The organism is Antarctobacter heliothermus (assembly GCF_900188425.1).
Taxonomy (GTDB): Bacteria; Pseudomonadota; Alphaproteobacteria; order Rhodobacterales; family Rhodobacteraceae; genus Antarctobacter; species Antarctobacter heliothermus.
Genome location: NZ_FZON01000051.1, coordinates 16,308 through 34,860, shown reverse-complemented (window position 1 = coordinate 34,860; position 18,553 = coordinate 16,308). Strand labels below are relative to the sequence as shown.

The 18,553-nt window shown below is 61.1% G+C and carries 15 protein-coding genes and 1 pseudogene; 14 read left to right on the top strand and 2 right to left on the bottom strand.

All coding sequences use genetic code 11. From position 1 onward, the window contains the following. The first annotated feature begins 629 nt into the window (after positions 1–629). From CHB90_RS20215 to CHB90_RS20165, 10 genes and pseudogenes are all read left to right on the top strand, one after another. A complete protein-coding gene (locus CHB90_RS20215; RefSeq protein WP_089279652.1) occupies positions 630–1,733 on the top strand; it encodes a transporter substrate-binding protein in 1,104 nt (367 codons plus the stop codon). Beyond that, a complete protein-coding gene (locus tag CHB90_RS20210; protein WP_089279647.1) occupies positions 1,730–2,344 on the top strand; it encodes an ANTAR domain-containing response regulator in 615 nt (204 codons plus the stop codon). Before CHB90_RS20215 ends, CHB90_RS20210 begins: the two co-directional genes overlap by 4 nt. A gap of 1 nt (position 2,345) precedes the next feature. After that, on the top strand, positions 2,346–3,227 hold the full coding sequence (locus CHB90_RS20205) for an ABC transporter permease (RefSeq protein WP_425426649.1): 882 nt from the start codon (positions 2,346–2,348) through the stop codon (positions 3,225–3,227). Further along, positions 3,227–4,147, top strand: coding sequence for an ABC transporter permease (locus CHB90_RS20200; protein WP_089279645.1), 921 nt, complete (start codon positions 3,227–3,229; stop codon positions 4,145–4,147). The genes CHB90_RS20205 and CHB90_RS20200 overlap by 1 nt, the downstream gene beginning before the upstream one ends. Before the next feature lie 70 nt (positions 4,148–4,217). After that, positions 4,218–5,837, top strand: coding sequence for an ABC transporter substrate-binding protein (locus CHB90_RS20195; protein ID WP_089279644.1), 1,620 nt, complete (start codon positions 4,218–4,220; stop codon positions 5,835–5,837). Positions 5,838–5,841: 4 nt separating this feature from the next. After that, positions 5,842–6,801, top strand: coding sequence for an acetamidase/formamidase family protein (locus CHB90_RS20190; protein ID WP_089279643.1), 960 nt, complete (start codon positions 5,842–5,844; stop codon positions 6,799–6,801). A 2-nt stretch (positions 6,802–6,803) separates the two neighbouring features. Further along, positions 6,804–8,579, top strand: a complete 1,776-nt coding sequence (locus CHB90_RS20185; RefSeq protein WP_245823312.1) for an ABC transporter ATP-binding protein — start codon at positions 6,804–6,806, stop codon at positions 8,577–8,579. Positions 8,580–9,275: 696 nt separating this feature from the next. Then, a complete protein-coding gene (locus CHB90_RS20175) occupies positions 9,276–9,461 on the top strand; it encodes a hypothetical protein (RefSeq protein WP_089279640.1) in 186 nt (61 codons plus the stop codon). Between the two features lie 302 nt (positions 9,462–9,763). Further along, positions 9,764–10,555 (top strand): sulfotransferase family 2 domain-containing protein, encoded by a 792-nt coding sequence (locus tag CHB90_RS20170; RefSeq protein WP_089279639.1) that lies wholly within the window; start codon positions 9,764–9,766, stop codon positions 10,553–10,555. A 117-nt stretch (positions 10,556–10,672) separates the two neighbouring features. Next, positions 10,673–11,480: pseudogene (locus CHB90_RS20165) on the top strand (IS5 family transposase). 227 nt (positions 11,481–11,707) lie between these two features. Here CHB90_RS20165 and CHB90_RS20160 read toward each other — a convergent pair. Continuing rightward, positions 11,708–13,054: an aspartate aminotransferase family protein gene (locus tag CHB90_RS20160; protein WP_089279638.1), complete on the bottom strand. Its 1,347-nt coding sequence runs from the start codon at positions 13,052–13,054 to the stop codon at positions 11,708–11,710. Further along, complete coding sequence (locus CHB90_RS20155) at positions 13,051–13,860, bottom strand: IclR family transcriptional regulator (RefSeq protein WP_089279637.1); 810 nt, start codon at positions 13,858–13,860, stop codon at positions 13,051–13,053. Before CHB90_RS20155 ends, CHB90_RS20160 begins: the two co-directional genes overlap by 4 nt. A gap of 115 nt (positions 13,861–13,975) precedes the next feature. Here CHB90_RS20155 and CHB90_RS20150 point away from each other — a divergent pair, with 115 nt between their 5' ends. The 4 genes from CHB90_RS20150 to CHB90_RS20135 all read left to right on the top strand — a co-directional run bounded on the left by CHB90_RS20150 (position 13,976) and on the right by CHB90_RS20135 (position 18,550). Continuing rightward, complete coding sequence (locus CHB90_RS20150; RefSeq protein WP_089279636.1) at positions 13,976–14,920, top strand: tripartite tricarboxylate transporter substrate-binding protein; 945 nt, start codon at positions 13,976–13,978, stop codon at positions 14,918–14,920. Positions 14,921–14,990: 70 nt separating this feature from the next. Then, positions 14,991–15,530: a tripartite tricarboxylate transporter TctB family protein gene (locus CHB90_RS20145; RefSeq protein ID WP_089279635.1), complete on the top strand. Its 540-nt coding sequence runs from the start codon at positions 14,991–14,993 to the stop codon at positions 15,528–15,530. 12 nt (positions 15,531–15,542) lie between these two features. After that, the gene (locus CHB90_RS20140) at positions 15,543–17,060 is read left to right on the top strand and encodes a tripartite tricarboxylate transporter permease (protein WP_089279634.1); all 1,518 of its coding nucleotides are present in this window, start codon (positions 15,543–15,545) and stop codon (positions 17,058–17,060) included. 5 nt (positions 17,061–17,065) lie between these two features. Continuing rightward, the gene (locus tag CHB90_RS20135; protein WP_089279633.1) at positions 17,066–18,550 is read left to right on the top strand and encodes an aldehyde dehydrogenase family protein; all 1,485 of its coding nucleotides are present in this window, start codon (positions 17,066–17,068) and stop codon (positions 18,548–18,550) included. Positions 18,551–18,553: the final 3 nt, after the last annotated feature.

Here is an 18,553-nt window from a genome sequence, read left to right as displayed (position 1 = left end):
CCCGTCATGGAGTGCCTCAAGATGTCCATTATCGATCATGGACATTATCGACAGCAGAGGCTCACCGTCAGAGCGGTCACAACGGACGGATACTTGAGATTCGCCCCATTGGCCGGACATTTTCCGGGATGATTTAGGCTGCTCTCCGGCCCTGCTGATTGGTTTCGATCTGGTAAAAGCAGACCACGGCCGGCGGCTGTCCGTTACGAGCGACGTGGGGCCGCTTGGGGTTATGGAGTTTGATCCAGTCGCCGATGTCGCAGGAGGCGTCAGCGAACCGCGATGGCTCTTGCTGTGTGGCGACAAAAGAAACCGCAAACGGCCTTGCCCAGATACTCGCCCAAATCTTGACTTCAACTGAAGCGCCCCTTTGCCCCCAAGCCCGAAAAGCGAACCGCTGGTCGGTGGAAGGGCAGATCACCGCGTCATGCCCCTGCCAATCAACGATCAACGCAAAAAAAACAGGCGTTGCCTTTTGGGGCCGATGGGCGAAGCGGTGAATGTTTTGACAAGTCGGGTTGCTTGGGTCACCTTGGCTACAACATAGTCGGCAAAAGCGCCTCGTATCCCTTTGCTCGTCCTCGTGACGGGTGCTGGGTGCGGGGCGCTTTTCGTTTCTGGAGTATCGCGTGACCCGCACCATCGATCTTGGACTACTCTTCTCGACCACCGGTCCCTACAAACTCATGGGCCGCGCCAGCCGTGCAGGGGCGCTGAAAGCCATCGCTCAGGTGAATGCCGACCCGACGCTGGATCTGGCCTTCAGCGCGGTGGAGCGGGATCCGGGCGGAGACATCGATGCCTATGCGCCCTTTTGCGAAGAGATCCTGAAATCCAGCGCCGCGCGCCATGTGATCGGGTGCACCACGTCGTGGAGCCGCAAAGAAGTCATTCCCAGTCTTGAGCGCATGGGCGGGGTTCTGTGGTATCCTACGCCCTACGAGGGGTTCGAGGCGTCAGACCGCGTGGTGTATGCCCATGCTTGCCCCAACCAGCACCTGCTCCCGCTGTTGGACCATTGCTTTGCCGCGTATGGCAAGCAGGTCTATCTCACGGGATCGAATTACATTTGGGGTTGGGAAATGAACCGCATTGCGCGGGAACTCAGCGCGCGTACGGGTGGCGACGTGCTGGGAGAACGCTATGTGCCCATCGGTTCCACAGATATCGCGCGATTGGTGGACGAGATCGAAGCGTTGAAGCCTGACTTCGTGCTGAACCAGTTGATCGGGCCGTCGCAATACGCCTTTCTGGACGCCATGGCCGCGCTGCGGGCGCGTGATCCCGCATTTGCCGGACGCCGTTGCCCGGTATTGTCGTGTAACATGACAGAGGCGGAATTGCCCGTGATCGGTGCCTCGGCCGAGGGGGTTATCTCTGCCGGGCCGTGGTTTCGGGGTCTGTCACCGGCGCTGCCCGGCAACGGTGGCAGAGAGGATTTCGGGTCGTCCTTTGAGGCGGCAGCGCATGCGTCGGTCATGATGCTGGCACAACTGCTGGCGGGCACCCCTGACGCAGAGTCCTTGTCCCTGCCGGAATTGCTGGCCTTGCCGGGTTCCGAAGCCGTGGGGATCAGCGCCCGAACCCATCACCTCACCCTGCCGGTGGCCATCGCTCAGGTGCGAGACGGCGTTTTTGTACCGCTGCGGACCTATGCGCCCATCGAGGGAGACCCGTACCTGACGCAGACCCACACAATTCAGGTCCGGCCGATGATAAAGGCGGTCACATGAAACGCCGCCTCAGCATTCCTGATCTTGGCGGTGCGCGCGCGGTGATCCTGCATCGTCCCCACGTCACGGTGACGGCACTGACGCGCCAGTTGCAGGCCGTGGGGCTGCAAGCCGAATGTCACTGGCCGGAGCTTCCCGCCGCGACCCGGGCTGCCGACTACTTGTTCATTGACGTCGACAGCGCCCACGACGATCAGTTCCCTTGGGAGCTGGGTGAGGCGCCGCTGCCAACCATAGCGCTCATCGGATCGGAGGCGCCTGGCCGGATCGAGTGGCTGATGAATTTTGGCGCTGATGCGCAGATCCTGAAACCCGTAGGAGACAACGGTGTCTATTCCGCGCTGCTGATCGCGCGGGCGACCTTTGACGCACGGATCGGCCTGGCGGGTGAAATCGACAGCCTGCGCCGTCGCCTCGGGCAAAGACAAACTGTTGTTCAGGCGGTGGCGCTGCTCGCCGCGCGGGGCAAGACCGAGGATGAGGCCTACGAACAACTGCGCGGCATGGCCATGGCGTGGCGCGTCAGCTTCGAGGAGGCCGCAACGCGCATCGTCTCTTCGGTCAATGGCCCGCGTGACACCCGAACAACCGGAGGAGGCGATCTTGGCTGAATTGACACAACGCCCAAACGCGCCTGTCGCGCCCGCAGGGGCACTACGACGTCTTCTGCGCCGCAAACTTGCCCTCTTCGGCTTTGCGATCATCGCTCTGGTCGTGGGAGGCGCGGTCTTTGCCCCATTGATCGCGCCATATGCGCCGGATGAACAGCTTTTCGAGGGGCTTACCCTGTTCGGTGAGCCGATGCCGCCGGGAGGAGGGTTCCTGATGGGCACGGATCTATTGGGCCGCGATCTCTTCAGTCGCATGCTCTATGGTGCCCAGACGTCATTGCTCATCGGGGTGGTGGCCAATGGTGTTGCGCTGCTGATTGGCACAATTGTCGGCGTGCTTGCCGGGTACTTGCGTGGCTGGATCGGCGCGGTTCTCATGCGCTTCACCGACCTGATGATGGCCTTTCCGGCGCTGCTGCTGGCGATTTGCCTTGCAGCGATCTTTCAGCCGTCCTTGTGGATCGTGGCCATGGTCATCGCTTTGGTAAACTGGGTGCAGACAGCGCGCGTGGTCTATACGGAAACCACGTCGCTTGCTGAACGCGAGTTCATCGCCGCGGAAAAGACGCTGGGCGCTTCTGGGGCGCGCATCCTGTTCAAACATATCCTGCCGCATCTCGTGCCGACACTGATCGTCTGGGGCACCCTTGGGATTTCGGTCACTGTGCTGCTGGAGGCGACGCTGTCGTTCCTCGGTGTTGGGGTACAACCGCCGACGCCTAGCTGGGGCAACATCATCTTCGAAAACCAGACCTATTTTCAGGCCGCGCCCTGGCTGGTCTTCATTCCCGGCGCCGCGATCCTGCTGCTGGCACTGGCCTTCAACCTTGTTGGAGACGCGCTGCGCGACGTTCTCGACCCGACCCAAAGGGGAAATGACTGATGGCCGGCTATCTCTTTCGACGTCTGGTGCAATCGGCGCTGATCCTTCTGGGCGTGAGCTTTATCACCTTCGTTCTTTTGTATGTTCTGCCTGCCGACCCTGTGCGTCAGATCGCGGGTCGTTCTGCCACCGCACAGACGGTGGAGAACATTCGCCAGCAGCTTGGCCTCGATCAGCCGATGCTGGTGCAGTATTGGCGCTACCTCAGCGGGCTGGTGCAGGGCGACATGGGCCGCAGCTATCTGCAAAAGACCGAGGTCTCCACGCTGATTGCCGCACGTCTGCCTGCGTCCTTGCTGCTGATGGCCGGGGGCATCGGCTGCGAGCTGATGATCGGCCTGACGCTGGGCATTGTGGCCGCGGTCTTTCGGGGTCGCCCGTTGGATCAGGGGCTGATGGTCACCTCTTTCGTTGCCGTCTCTGCCCCGCAGTTCGTGGTGGGCCTGCTGCTGCTCTACGTCTTTGCGGTGCAGCTGGGCTGGTTCCCGATCGGGGGATACGGCACGGCCTCGCATCTTGTGCTGCCTGCCGTGACGCTGGGGATCATGGGATCGGGTTGGTATAGCCGGATGATGCGGTCGAGCATGGTAGAGGTGCTGCGACAGGACTACATCCGCACTGCCCGCGCCAAGGGACTGACCCGTGCGCGCGTCCTGATCCATCACGCGTTGCCCAACGCCATTCTACCCATCATCGCCATGATCGGGATCGACATCGGCATCTTCATGGGTGGCATCGTCGTCGTCGAAAGCGTCTTTGGCTGGCCCGGCATCGGACAGCTAGCGTGGCAAGCGATCCAGCGCGTCGACATCCCCATCATCATGGGCGTCACGATGGTGTCCGCCAGCGCCATCGTGCTGGGCAATCTGCTGGCTGACTTCGTCACCCCGATGATCGATCCGCGCATCAAGCTGCGCTGAACAGGAATTACCGCCGGCGTCGCGGCCCTGCCGCTTTGCCATCTATCAACCACCAACAGGGAAGAAAAACATGAAAAATCTGCTCCTTTCTACCACGCTGCTGGCCGCCACGGCGCTGCCCGGCTTTGCACAGGACTATACGCCCGATCCGAACGCCAAGTCCGGTGGGGAGATCACCATCACCTACAAGGACGACGTCGCAACGCTGGACCCCGCCATCGGTTACGATTGGCAGAACTGGTCAATGATCAAATCGCTGTTCGACGGTCTGATGGACTATGTCCCCGGCACCACTGAACTGCGCCCCGGTCTGGCCGAAAGCTACGATATCTCCGAGGACGGCATCGTCTTCACCTTTACCCTGCGCGAGGGCGTGAAATTCCACAATGGCCGCGAGATGACCGCCGAGGACGTGAAATACTCGCTCGACCGCGTGACCACCCCGGCAACGCAGTCGCCCGGCGCCGGTTTCTTTGCCTCCATCGCGGGCTTCGACGCGATTTCTGCAGGTGAGGCGGATACGCTTTCCGGGGTCGAGGTCGTCGACCCGATGACCGTGAAAATCACCCTGTCGCGCCCCGACGCCACATTCCTGCACGTCATGGCGCTGAACTTTGCTTCCATCGTGCCAAAAGAGGCCGTGGATGAGCATGGCACCGACTTTGGTAAACATCCCGTTGGCACAGGTGCCTTCAAGCTGGATGAATGGACCATCGGTCAGCGCCTCGTGTTCGCCAAGAACGAAGACTTCTGGCGCGAAGGTATTCCCTACCTGGATGCTGTGACCTTCGAAGTCGGACAGGAACCCATCGTGGCGCTGCTGCGCCTGCAACAGGGTGAGGTGGACGTGCCCGGCGATGGCATCCCGCCCGCCAAGTTCCAGGAAGTCATGGGCGACCCCGCCCAGGCAGAGCGCGTCGTCGAAGGCGGCCAGCTGCACACCGGCTACATCACGCTGAACGTCGGCATCGAACCGCTGGACAAGCTGCCGGTGCGTGAGGCCATCAACATGGCCATCAACAAAGAGCGGATCACCCAGATCATCAACGGCCGCGCCGTGCCTGCCACGCAGCCGCTGCCGCCGTCGATGCCGGGCTACACCGAGGGCTTTGAGGGCTTTGCCTTCGACGTCGAGGCCGCCAAGGCCAAACTGGCCGAAGCAGGATTGGCGGACGGGTTCACGACCGAGCTCTACGTCATGAACACCGACCCGAATCCGCGTATCGCGCAGGCGATCCAGCAGGATCTCAAGGCGATCGGCGTGAACGTGGAAATCCGCTCTCTCGCGCAGGCCAACGTGATCGAGGCCGGCGGCGCGGGTGCCGCGCCGATGATCTGGTCCGGTGGCATGGCGTGGATCGCGGACTTCCCGGATCCGTCCAACTTTTACGGTCCGATCCTGGGCTGTGCTGGTGCTGGAGACGGCGGTTGGAACTGGTCCAAGTTCTGCGATGAAAGCATCGACGCCATGGCGGTCGAAGCCGACAGTATGACCGACCCGGCAGCGCCGGAGCGGCTGCAGATGTGGTCCGACACCTACATGAAGGTGATGGAGCAGGCCCCCTGGGTCCCCGTCTTCAACGAACAGCGCTACACGATGAAGTCCGAGCGCATGGGCGGCGATGACTCGCTCTACGTCGATCCGGTGTCTATCCCGGTCAACTACGACTACGTCTACGTGACCGAGTAAGCGCATGTGCAAAGCCTGTGATTACACGATTCACGGCGCGCAGCACCATTTCGGCTGGGACAATTCCATTGCCCCGGTCGAGACGGTCGCGCCAGGGACGACGATCTGTTTCAACTGCATGGATTCTTCGGCGGGCCAGCTTGGCCCGTCGAGCACCGTCGACGACGTCAAGGCGCTCGACTTTGGCAAGATCAACCCGGTCTCGGGGCCGATCTACATCGACGGCGCAGAGCCCGGAGATTCGCTGAAGATCACACTTGACGGTTTTGCCCCCCGCAAGCAGGAGGGCAGCGCCTGGGGCTGGACCGCGAACATTCCGGGCTTTGGCCTGCTTGCGGACCAATTCGAAGACCCGGCGTTGACGATCTGGAAATATGACGCCGAAACCATGGAACCCGCGCTTTGGGGCGACATGGGCCGCGTGCCGCTAAAGCCGTTTACCGGCACGATCGGCGTCGCGCAGGCAGAGCCGGGACTGCATTCCATCGTCCCGCCGCGCCGGACGGGCGGCAACCTTGATATCCGCGATCTCTCGGCGGGTACGGAACTCTATCTTCCGGTCGAGGTGGCGGGGGCGCTGTTCTCCGTGGGGGACACCCATGCGGCGCAGGGCGACGGCGAGGTCTGCGGCACGGCCATCGAAAGCCCGATGGACGTGACCCTGACGCTGGACCTGGTAAAGGGCGCGAACCTCAAGATGCCGCGCTTTACAACGCCGGGGCCGGTTACACGGCATCTGGATGCAAAGGGCTATGAGGTCACGACGGGTGTTGGCCCCGACCTGATGAGCGGTGCACGCGACGCGGTGTCCGGCATGATCGATTTGCTGACCGCGCGCTACGGCATGTCGGACGTGGATGCCTATATGCTGATCTCTACCTGCGGTGATCTGCGCATCTCGGAAATCGTGGACATGCCGAATTGGGTCGTTTCCTTCTACTTCCCCAGACTGGTGTTGGAATGACCATGACACAAATTGCGACCGCCCCTTCGGGGGCGGAAGCCGCCCTGCTTTCCGTGAGGGATCTCACCGTATCCGTAAAGGACCGGGGTGTCGTCCGTCCCTTGGTGGCGGGTCTGAGCTTTGACCTCGCCGCGGGCGAAACGTTGGCCATCGCGGGTGAGAGTGGATCGGGCAAGTCTATCACCTCGCTGGCGTTGATGGGGCTATTGCCCAACAACGTCTCTGTCACCTCGGGTCAGGCGCTGCTGGAGGGCACAGACCTTCCCAGCCTGCCAGAGGCCCGGATGCGCGCATGGCGCGGTGCCCGCGTGGCGATGATTTTCCAAGAGCCGATGACGTCTCTGAACCCGGTTCATACCATCGGCAGCCAGATGACAGAAGTGATCCGCGCCCATGAACCAGTCTCGGCCAGCGCGGCCCGCACCGCCGCCATCGAGGCGTTGCGCAAGGTGCGCATTCCTGAACCCGAACGGCGGATGAAACAATATCCGCATGAGTTGTCGGGCGGTATGCGTCAGCGTGTGATGATTGCGATGGCGCTGGTTCTTCGGCCTGTCCTACTGATTGCGGACGAGCCGACGACGGCGCTGGATGTAACGGTCCAGCGTGAGGTTCTGGAACTCCTTCGAGACCTGCAAAAAGAGACCGGCACGGCCATTATCCTGATCACCCACGACATGGGCGTCGTCGCGGAAACCGCTGACCGCGTCGTGGTGATGCGGCACGGCCGCATGGTCGAAAGCGCCCCGGTAGAGCAGCTTTTCGCAGCGCCTACACAGGATTACACCCGCGCCCTGCTGGCTGCGGTGCCACGCCTTGGCACTGGCGCCGAACGCGCCAAACCGCTGCCGCCGGCGGCGCCCGTCCCGGTGGCCCGCCTGGTGGATGCTCAGGTGCATTTCGACATCGGCGCCAGTTTCCTTGGCCGTCCCACGCACCGTGTGCACGCGGTCGAGGGCGTCAGCTTTGACATTCGCCCGGGCGAAACCTTTGGTCTGGTCGGCGAGTCCGGCTGTGGTAAGTCCACCATCGCCAAATCGCTTGCCGGTCTGGTACCGCATCAGGGGCATGTCGAGGTTGACGGTCAGGCGCTGGCAGGATTGACGGCGCAGGGCAGGCGGGACATCTGCCGCCACATCCAGATGGTGTTCCAAGATCCCATGGCGGCGCTAGACCCGCGCATGACCGTGGGTGAGGCCGTGGCCGAACCGTTGCTGATCCACGGGATCGGCACGCCCAAAGAGCGCCATACCCGCGCCGCTGAACTCTTTGAGCGTGTTGGCCTGACGCTCGAACAGATGACACGTTATCCGCATGAGTTTTCCGGCGGGCAACGACAGCGCATCTGCGTTGCGCGCGCACTCGCCTTGAAGCCAAAGCTGATCATCTGCGATGAAAGCGTTTCTGCGCTGGACGTGTCGGTGCAGGCGCAGGTGTTGGAGTTGCTGGAAGAGTTGCAGAGAGAAACGGGAGTCTCCTATCTCTTTATCAGTCACGACATGGCTGTTGTCGAAAACGTGGTTGACCGGCTGGCGGTCATGTATCTCGGCCAGATTGTCGAGATGGGCACGCGCGATCAGGTCTTTGGCAATCCCCGGCACAACTATACCAAACGGCTGCTGGACGCGGTGCCGATCCCGGACCCTTTGCGCAGAGCGCGCGCGCATGCGCGGCCAGTGTCCGACATCCCTTCGCCTATTCATCGGATCGGCAACGCACCAAACCGCCTGCCTCTGCAGGACATCGGGGATGGTCATCTCGTCGCGAACGATTGGTGAGAGGCGGGTGGCTGGCCTGAGAGTCTGGCCACCTTGCCTTTCTACACTTGCACAGTTCCATCGCGGAATACTGTCGCACATGTCGCGACGGTTCGCGTGCGCGGAAGAATCCAGCTTCCGCAAAGTACGGCATGCCGTTCGGCCAGGACCAACGGTATGCCAAGGACCAAAAGCCCGACAAGCCGCCCGGTGGAGGAACGCAAGGAACAGGATTAGTGGTGCCACTGCGCCGAATTGGCCAAAGGCGCTTTGCGCGATTCTGAGAAGCAAGATAACGCCGTTTGTGGCAAGGGCTGCCGCAGGGGTCCGCAATTCGCTATACAGACGGGTGTCGTCGCCCAAGGTGGCTGACAAATGAGGCGTCGCCTGCGATCTCCGGCACTTCGGCGTCCGGATGCGCGACCCGGTATCGCGAAAGCCCTTTGTCGTCGGGGGTGTTCGGTAGCGCCATCGCCTTTCCTGGTGGCAATGGTCTTTGCAATGCTGGTTCGGGGCGGCGCTATGCCTCTCAGTCTGCCCTATGCGGCTTTCTGGACGGCGCGGACATCATCGTCTCCGCCCTCGGGATCACCCGGTAAGCCGATGGGTTGACCTGTCGCGACGTGGACTATCAGGCAAACCTGAACCTTCTGCGCGAGGCCGAACGTGCGGGGGTGGACCGTTTCGCCTATGGTCCATGTACTGAAAGCGGATGTCATGCGCCCCGTCCCGCTTGTCGCCGCCAGGGCGGATTCTGTGTACGCGCTGCGCGCATCCGTCCTGCTGTCAACGGTGATCGTGCCGCCGGGCTATGTCTCGGACATGGGTGACTTCCTGTCGATGGCCCGGTACGCGCCGGATCAACCCGATCCACGGCGCAGACCGCGACCAGCAGGGGCGTGATAAATGGACCAAGCTCCAAGCCCATCTGCGATAGCCAATGTTGGCCAATCGAACTGTTCTTGACCACCGGGTGGGTCCGCCACAGTATCGGACCGCGGCAATCGCCCTCTCGCCGCACGCGGTGTCTATTGGAAATCAGCCCTGAGTCCAGTTAGTTGCAATGGTCAGGACACTTCGCCAAAACATGACGAGCGCGGCCAGAGCACAAGCCGACAGGAAGGCCATGAAACTCCATCGACATCGAGAGCAGCACATCTTACACAGCGAAAACCGATTGTACGGTACATGAAAGGCACAAGGCCATGTTGATCTCTTTAGAGAATAGAACAATAATATTTCATACTCCAAAGACCGGCGGGACTAGCCTTAGCGCTGCGCTCAGGCCTTTGTTTGATCGACCTGAACGTGCACTACTCATCCTCCCTATTACGCGTTTGCAACGAAACGATCGGGGAGAAATTGTACTGCAGAAACATCAGGCAGGGCAGCCCTTGGGCTCTGCGGAGGATGTTAGTTGGATTAGTCCTTTCGTATTGCCTCATCCCAAATCGCCCTTTTTGAAAAAGCACTCGACACCTCAGGATGTTGTGGGCTTTTTCACTTCAGAGTTCCTCGAAAGTTGCAAATATATCGTCCCGATACGAGATCCAATTTCTCGTACCCATTCCGCTTATCGCTTCGCAATCAAGGACGCACTGCATTTGCAAGCGGCTGGGAAAAGAAATCGTCACTATGACTATCTACTGAAAGGCTCGGAGCCAATCAGTTTCTCGGAATTCATCTCAGACGAACGCACCTTAAATTTGCTACCTTCGCAACCGCAGATCAAATGGGTTCCAACGTGGGCCGCAGGTACTGAGAACCTTAGGCTTATTCGCACCGAAAATCTTGCAGCCGATACTGCCAAGGCATTGTTATGGGCGGGCATGCCTGATGAAGAGGTGTCAAAGGTATGCAGCGTTCTTGCAACCACTCGAAAAAACACCACGGCGCGCCCAAGTGACGACTCCGAGCCAACCGCTGAAGAAGCCGACACAATTCGCGATATCTATTCTGACGATTTTGCTCTTTATGAGGCAACCAGGTCGAGTTGACAAAAGGGATTTGCAGGGAGGCATAGGGGGGGATTCCAGCTGGTATCTGGAATTGAGACCAGCTTGGCACGAGAGTTGATGTCGGACGAAGAGTAGGCGTTCTTTGAGCGTTTCGTCCTGCCTGATTGCGCCCCGAACGGTCGCAAGCCTACCATTCACGATCTAGTTCTTGACGGAATTTTCTGGAACGCAAGCACAGGATCGCCATAGCGTGACCAGCCCGGTGAGTTTGGCAAATGGTCGGGCGTCTACCGTCAGTTTCGGCGCTGGACGCCGGCGGGCTGTGGTAAGACATCATAGGCGCCCTGAACCAAAGTGGGGCCGTGCCGGACGCCCTTCAAATGATCGACAGCACCGTTGTCCGCGCGCACCATCCTCCGCCCGGTAGTTGACTGCACAGCAATCAATGAGAGCGGCGGCAGCGTTCGCAAAAAAGAGGACCACGTGGCAGGGTTTTGGCCGTTCAAGAGGTGGCTTCATAACCAAGATCAGCCTCCTCTTCGATGCAGAAGGCCTGCCGGTGAGGACTGAGATCAAGCCGGGCCAGACTTCCGATTTCCTGAGGTTCGATCGGGTTCTGACCGACAACCTGTCTGAGCCGAGCGTCCTGTTGGAGGGCCGAGGCTATAATGCTGAAAGCAGTCGGAAAAGGATGGAGGCACGGGACGTGCTCACCCAAATTCCTATTCGCAAGTCACGAAAGTTGCACATCGGCGCGGATCATTCGCTGTATTCATCGCGCACCCTTGTCGAGCGCTGCTTCAATAGACTGAAAAATGCTCGTCGTGTCGCAGCCCGCTAAGACAAGACCGCCGAGGGCTACCTGGGCTTCATAGGCATCACCTCAATCCGACTCTGGGTCCGTCTTTTGTCAACATTCCCTTGGGGTCAAGACTCAAAGCCAGTCCATGTCGAGCCCGGCTAGGGCGCATGCCGAAAGGAAGACCCTTGGACATCTGTCCTAGCGGGTTGTCATAAAGGCATCACAGGCGGCCCGAGAATGCCGCTATGGTCAGTCCTTAATTTGGCAATGCTGCGCGTTCACTTGGGTCTGCCCTTTGCCGCTCCGCGACGAAAAGCGGGCCGCCCGACCACCCACGCGTCGTCCCACGGCAGGTCCGGAACACCGGACTGCCCTGGAGATGCGACGCCTCAGGCCGCTGCGAACCCGGAATCCAGCGCCGACAGAATTGTGTCGACGTCCGCTTTGGTCAGGATCAGCGGTGGCGACAGGATGACATTGGGACCGGACACCCGGACCATGGCACCGTTCTGGTAAGCGATTTCCTGGACTGTCGCGGCTGTGGCTGCGTCGATGGGCTTTTTCGTGGCCCGGTCGCTGACCAGTTCAAGGGCGGTCATCAACCCGTGGCCCCCGCGCACGTCGCCGATGATACCGTGTTTCTCCATCAGTTTCTGACAGCCTTCATATAGTTGTGTGCCCCGCGCTGTGGCGTTTTCGACCACGTTCAGGCGTTTTGTTTCGGCCAGACAGGCCAGCGCCGCTGCTGCCCCGACTGGATGACCGGAATAGGTATAGCCATGGCCAATCTTGGCTGAGGGGTTGTCCTCGAATGCGTCGATCATCCGGTCGCCCAACATGACCGCGCCAAAGGGGAAATAGCCGTTGGTGATGGCCTTGGCTGTACACATCATGTCGGGCTTGATGCCCCAAAGGCGGGCGCCAGACCACGCGCCGGTGCGCCCATAGGCAGTGATGACCTCATCGGTGATCAACAGAATGCCGTTGCGGTTGCAAATCTCCTGCACCATGGGCGCAAAGGATTTATGCGGAGGAATGACACCGCCCGCGCCCAGGATCGGTTCCATGATCATGGCGGCGATTGTGTTCGCCCCCTGAAAGGCGATCTCGTCCTCAAGGGCAGCGGCGCAGAGTTGCGCCAGCCGCTCTGGATCGGATTCATTAAACGGATTGCGGTAGGTGTACGGCGCGGGGATGTGGAAACATCCGGGCAAGAGCGGCTCATACGCGGTGCGGAAGTTGGCGTTGCCATTGACGGACGCGCCGCCGAAATGAGTGCCGTGGTAGCCTTTCTTGAGGCTCAGGTATTTGGTTCGGCCCGCCTCGCCGCGCAGCTTGTGGTATTGCCGCGCCAGGCGCAGCGCGGTTTCCACGGAATCCGACCCGCCAGAGGTGAAAAAGGCGCGTGACAGGCCATCGGGGGCAAAGAACTGGCTCAGCTCAAACGACAGCTCAATCGCCACATCGTTCGAGGTGCCGCGAAAGGTGGAATAATAGGGCAGGGTGTCCAGTTGCGCCGCCATCGCGTCCTTGATCGGCTGGCAGGAATAGCCAAGATTCACGTTCCACAGACCACCTACCGCATCGACGACCGAATGCCCGTCGATGTCCGTGATGGTGACACCGCCCGACCCGGTGATGATCTTGGGCGGGTTTTGGAGGCTGTCCTGCGGCGAGGTCATGGGGTGCCACATCAGGCGGCCATTGTGTTCCTTGAGGAAGTTGGAGTCTTTCATGATGTGGTGTCCATTGCGTGCAAAGGTGACAGGGTCTCGGCCCAGGCGGCCTCGACTCCGGTGGGCAGCGTGCCGCCCCAATTGTGGGTGATCTCACGGCTTGCCTTGGCAAGTTCCCTCTTGATCTTGCGTTCCAGATCCGGCGTGAACCGCGACGCGACACTGGCCACGGTGACGGCCCCGACGAACAGCTCTGTCTGGTCGAACAGTGGCGCGGACAGGCTGTAGACCTCGGATTCATAGTTGCCGTTCGAACTGCCAAAGCCGGTCGTCCGCGCGTTGTCCACCAGGTTGGAGACCGCCTGCGGGGTGGTGGGCGTATTGGCGGTAAACCTGTCCAGATGTGCTGCGGCGACGTCGAACAGGTCAGCAGGGCCAAAGGCCAGCGCGCAGATGCCCGTTGCGGTCGCGTGCAACGGAAAGGTCGTGATGTCGATGACGGCCCGTGTTCCGTGTCTGGGCGATTCGCAGGACGCCAGAGAATAGACCACGGTCCCGGACAGCACCGAAACATGCGCGGTTTCCCCCGTCGCGTCCGCTAGCTGTGACAGGGACAATTGCACAGCTGCCTTGCGGGGCACGGTTGCTTCGCGCACCTGTGCCAAATGCAGGACAGCCGGGCCGAGCCGGTAATGTCTGGTGGTCGGGTTTTTCTCGACAAACCCCGCGTATTCAAGTGCCTGCAAGTGGCGATAGGTCGTTGCCTTGTCCCGCCCCGCGATGCGGCACAACTGGGACAGCCCGATCTCCGGCCGGGAGGCCGAGAAGAATGACAGCAGCTCCAGCGTTTTGGTTGCAGAGGACATTTGTGTCGTTGCCTTCCATCGGAAATCAAAAAAAGTTTGACACACCAAAATTAACAAGGCAACCTTTTTTCCGAAACAGCGGTTCAGCATATGAACCCACCGCAGGGAGAAAGAAATGTCCAAGGTTCTGAAATCCGTGACCGCAATGGCACTGGCGATGGCGGCTGTGACCGGCGTGGCGCAGGCCGAGTATCCCGAGAAGCCTGTCCAGTTTGTCGTGCCGTGGCCCCCGGGTGACCTGGAAGACGTCTTGACGCGTATGATCGCCGAGGACTTTTCGGCGGCTTATGACGTGCCCACGGCCGTGGTGAACAAACCGGGTGGCGGCGGCGGCCCGTTCCCCGGCGCGATCGAGGTCGCGAATGCGCCTGCCGACGGGTATACAATCGGCTCTTTCATCATCGCGATTCCGGTGGTGGGGCCGCAGATCGGCATCCCCGACCTGAACCCCGATCCGTTTGTGCCGCTGGGCAACTTTCTGACCTATCCCTTTGTGATCGCGACGGGCGGCGACGCACCCTATGACGACGTTGAGGGTCTGGCTGCCTACGCCAAGGAAAACGACGTGGTGCTGGGCCACTTTGGTGCGCCCCTTGTGCCGACGCAGGTGACGTTTGGTCTGGCCAAGGAGATGGGGTTTTCGTTCGCGGCGGATGCTGCATTTGATGCGCTGGATTGCAACACGCTGGCGTCGGGCGATGTTGACGTGATGAACACGACCTTGCAGCAGATCCTGCCCTGTCTGGATGAGGTCAAGGTGCTTGCCTCGATTGGCTCGGAACGTATCCCGCTGACCCCGGATGCCCCGACGGTGGCCGAACTGGCCCCCGATCTGGACGTCGCGCTGTGGAATGGCCTGTTTGTTCACAAGGACACGCCGCAGGATGTTCAGGACAAGATCATCGCCGTCGCGCAAGAGACAGTGATGTCCGAACGGGCTCAGGCGCTGGCCGCCGAAACCGGCGCATCGGTCTATTGGCAGCCTGCCGCAGAGGTCGTCGATCAGATCGCCAAGGATATCGAAACGATGGCCCGCATAGAGGCCATGCTGGCCGAATAACACCGGGCCAACGGGGCCGGGCGGGAACACTGCCCGGCCTCCAACTTTTCAGATCAAGCGGGGGCTGGTCATGTCGCGCGTCAAGACGCTGCAATCCTTGTTCAAGCGGTATCGGCGACCGGGTGACATTGCCTTTGCATGGTTTGCCCTGATCGTCAGCGTTCTGTTGTTGTCGCAACTGGCCGATCAGACTACATGGAAAAACGGTGGCAAGCTGTTCGCGCAACCCAGGTTCTGGCCTGCGGTTTCATTGGGAGGCATGGCGGTGTTCGCGGGGTTTCACCTGCTGGGATCGGCCCTGTCAGAGCGTATTGCCGGTCGCTGGCAAGAGGTCTGGCTGTGGGTGTGTTCGCTGGAATATGCGGGTTGGTTCATTTTGTATGCGATTGCCGTGCCCTATGCCGGGTACCTGCCGACCACCGTTGTTTTCGCCGTCCTTCTTGCCTTGCGCGTCGGCTATCGGCGCCCGTTCATATTGATCGCCGCAGCCGTGTCTGGCGTCGTGATCGTGCTGCTGTTCAAAACGTTGCTGAAGGTGAACCTGCCCGCAGGCATGGTCTACGAGGCACTGCCGGACGGGCTGCGCCAGATCATGCTGACATACTTCTGATCGGACCGACCAATGGAAAACCTGCTTTCAGGACTGGAAATGCTCGCTCGGTGGGATGTGATGCTGGCGTTGCTGGTGGGCTCTGTCGGCGGTGTGATCATCGGGGCCATTCCGGGGGTCGGCCCTGCTGTGGCGATTGCCATCCTGTTGCCCGCCACCTTTTCCCTGGACCCGATTGTGGGTTTGACCATGTTGCTCGGCATATACGGATCGTCCATGTACGGCGGCGCAATCCCGGCGGTGCTGATCAACACGCCCGGCACGGCGGTGAACGCGTTGACCTCTTACGACGGCTATCCCATGACGCAACGCGGAGAGGCGCACCGCGCGGTATCGCTTGCCTATAGCGCGTCGTTTTGGGGCGGGCTGTTCGGGATCGGGTGCCTGATCATTCTGTCGCCGGTGCTGGCGATTGTTGCTCCGATGTTCGGCAGCCGCGAGATCTTTCTGGCGGCCCTGCTGGGCATCCTGCTGGTGATCCTTGCGCACCGGGGGCAGATCTTTGCCGCCGGGTTGCTGGCGATGTTCGGCATCTTCTTGCAGACCGTCGGGCTGGACGCCGTGACATATTCGCAACGGTATACCTTCGGGTATTCGTTCCTCAGTTCCGGCATTAATCTGATTGTCGTGGTGTTGGGCCTCTTTGCGCTCAGTCAGGCGTTTTTCCTTTTGACCGCGCCAGACAGCAGCCCGGACGCCAAGCCGGTCAAAGGCAAGATGTCCGCCGGGTTCAAGGAGCTGCTAAAACACAAGCGCGTCGCCACCGTCGCCTCGGGCTTTGGCGTGATCCTTGGGATGATCCCCGGAACCGGCGAATTCACCGCGCAATTCATGAGCTACACCTACGCGCAGAAGACCTCGAAAACGCCAGAGGAATTCGGCAAAGGCTCTCCCGAAGGGTTGATTGCCTCGGAGGCGGCCAACAACGCGGTCCCCGCCGCCGCGATGATCCCGCTGTTGGCGCTGGGCATTCCGGGTGAGGCGCTGACCGCGATGATGCTGTCGGTGTTCTACGTCCACAACGTCATCCCCGGTCCGCAGCTGTTCCAGAACAATATCGACCTTGTCTACGGGCTCTACTTTGCGCTGATCGCGTTGAACGTCATCGTGATGGTGTTCCTGCTGTTCTCCACCAACCTGCTGACAAAAATCATCCGCGTGCCGACCCGGTTTCTGGGGGTGATGATCCTGCTGCTGTCGTTTGTGGGGGTCTATTCGCTGCGCAATTCACTGACGGATTGCATGATCTCAGCCGGGTTTGGTGTACTTGGCCTGATCCTCAAACGGCTGAACCTGCCGATTGTGCCGATCATCCTTGGCATGGTTCTGGGCGGCATCATGGAGGTCAAGCTGCGCTCGGCGCTGCCCCGGCTCAAGACGCCGTTCGACATGATCGATCGGCCGATTTCCTTCATCCTCTTTCTGCTGATCCTGCTGGTTCTGGCGCTGCACATCCGGACGCTGGTCAAAGAGTGGCGCGCCCATCAGCCAGAGGAAGACCACGACATGCACGACAGCCAGATGAGGTGACCCCGATGGACCAAGGCAAGATAGATATCCTGCGGGCGCGGCCCGTTCCCGCCTTTTCGCATCTGATCGAGGGCCAGCATGTTGCTGCCTCTGATGGCGCGACACTGGATGTTGTCTCGCCCATTGACGGGCAGGTGTTGACGACCGTTGCGCGGGGCACGGCGGCCGATATGGACACGGCGATTGCGTCGGCCCGCGCGGCCTTTGAGGATCGGCGCTGGGCCGGGCAACCGCCTGCCGCGCGCAAGAAGGTTCTGATGAAATGGGCCGACCTGATAGAGGCCAACGCGCTGGAGCTTGCGGTGCTTGGGGTGCGTGACAACGGCACCGAAATCGGCATGGCGCTCAAGGCGGAACCGGGGTCTGCCGCTGCCACGATCCGATACTACGCCGAGGCGCTGGACAAGATCTATGGCGAAATCGCCCCGACGGCGGGCGATATTCTGGGCCTGATCCACAAAGAGCCGGTCGGCGTTGTCGGCGCGATTGTTCCGTGGAACTTTCCCATGATGATCGGCGCGTGGAAGCTGGGTCCGGCGCTGGCGATGGGCAATTCCGTTGTGCTGAAACCGGCGGAAACCGCGTCTTTGACGTTGCTGCGTCTGGCCGAACTGGCGCTGGAGGCCGGGCTGCCGCCGGGGGTGCTGAATGTTGTGACGGGTGAGGGCGCGGTGGTCGGTCAGGCGCTGGGCTTGTCGATGGATGTGGACGTTCTGGTGTTCACCGGGTCGGGTGCCACGGGGCGGCGGCTGATGGAATACGCCGCCCGCTCCAACATGAAACGCGTCTATCTGGAACTGGGTGGCAAATCCCCCAACATCGTCTTTGCCGACGCCCCCGATCTGGCAGAGGCCGCCAAGGTCTCCGCCGCAGGGATCTTTCGCAATGCCGGGCAGGTCTGCGTTGCCGGGTCGCGGTTGCTGGTTGAGGCCGCAATCCATGACGAATTCGTGGCCGAGGTCGCCAAGGCGGCGCAGGCCATGCGGGTGGGCGACCCGCTGCAGGTGGATACGCAGATCGGTGCGGTGAACTCTGACGTGCAGCTGGCGCAGAACCTGCGGTTCGTCGACACCGCGCAGGCCGAGGGTGGGCAGGTTGTCATCGGTGGGCACCGCATCCTTGCCGAAACGGGCGGCTACTACATGGCGCCCACCATCGTGACCGGCGTCACGCCCGACGCAACGCTGGCGCAAAACGAGGTGTTCGGCCCGGTACTGGCCGTGACACCGTTTGCAACCGATGATGAGGCGGTACGCATCGCCAACGCCACGGTTTACGGGCTGGCGGGTGCGGTCTGGACTTCGACGCTGGGCCGGGCCCACCGGATGATCCGCGATGTGCGCACCGGCGTGATGCATGTGAACACCTACGGCGGGGCGGACGGGACAGTGCCGCTGGGCGGAGTCGGGCAGTCCGGCAATGGGTCCGACAAATCGCTGCACGCCATCGACAAATACATCAACCTGAAGACAGCCTGGATCAAGCTGTAAGGG

Bases quoted from the DNA above. Each gene is read 5' to 3' on its own strand.
- CHB90_RS20210 (WP_089279647.1), top strand. From the start codon at position 1,730: ATGAAACGCCGCCTCAGCATTCCTGATCTTGGCGGTGCGCGCGCGGTG.
- CHB90_RS20200 (WP_089279645.1), top strand. From the start codon at position 3,227: ATGGCCGGCTATCTCTTTCGACGTCTGGTGCAATCGGCGCTGATCCTT.
- CHB90_RS20195 (WP_089279644.1), top strand. From the start codon at position 4,218: ATGAAAAATCTGCTCCTTTCTACCACGCTGCTGGCCGCCACGGCGCTG.
- CHB90_RS20190 (WP_089279643.1), top strand. From the start codon at position 5,842: ATGTGCAAAGCCTGTGATTACACGATTCACGGCGCGCAGCACCATTTC.
- CHB90_RS20185 (WP_245823312.1), top strand. From the start codon at position 6,804: ATGACACAAATTGCGACCGCCCCTTCGGGGGCGGAAGCCGCCCTGCTT.
- CHB90_RS20175 (WP_089279640.1), top strand. From the start codon at position 9,276: ATGCGCCCCGTCCCGCTTGTCGCCGCCAGGGCGGATTCTGTGTACGCG.
- CHB90_RS20170 (WP_089279639.1), top strand. From the start codon at position 9,764: ATGTTGATCTCTTTAGAGAATAGAACAATAATATTTCATACTCCAAAG.
- CHB90_RS20160 (WP_089279638.1), bottom strand. From the start codon at position 13,054: ATGAAAGACTCCAACTTCCTCAAGGAACACAATGGCCGCCTGATGTGG.
- CHB90_RS20155 (WP_089279637.1), bottom strand. From the start codon at position 13,860: ATGTCCTCTGCAACCAAAACGCTGGAGCTGCTGTCATTCTTCTCGGCC.
- CHB90_RS20150 (WP_089279636.1), top strand. From the start codon at position 13,976: ATGTCCAAGGTTCTGAAATCCGTGACCGCAATGGCACTGGCGATGGCG.
- CHB90_RS20145 (WP_089279635.1), top strand. From the start codon at position 14,991: ATGTCGCGCGTCAAGACGCTGCAATCCTTGTTCAAGCGGTATCGGCGA.
- CHB90_RS20140 (WP_089279634.1), top strand. From the start codon at position 15,543: ATGGAAAACCTGCTTTCAGGACTGGAAATGCTCGCTCGGTGGGATGTG.
- CHB90_RS20135 (WP_089279633.1), top strand. From the start codon at position 17,066: ATGGACCAAGGCAAGATAGATATCCTGCGGGCGCGGCCCGTTCCCGCC.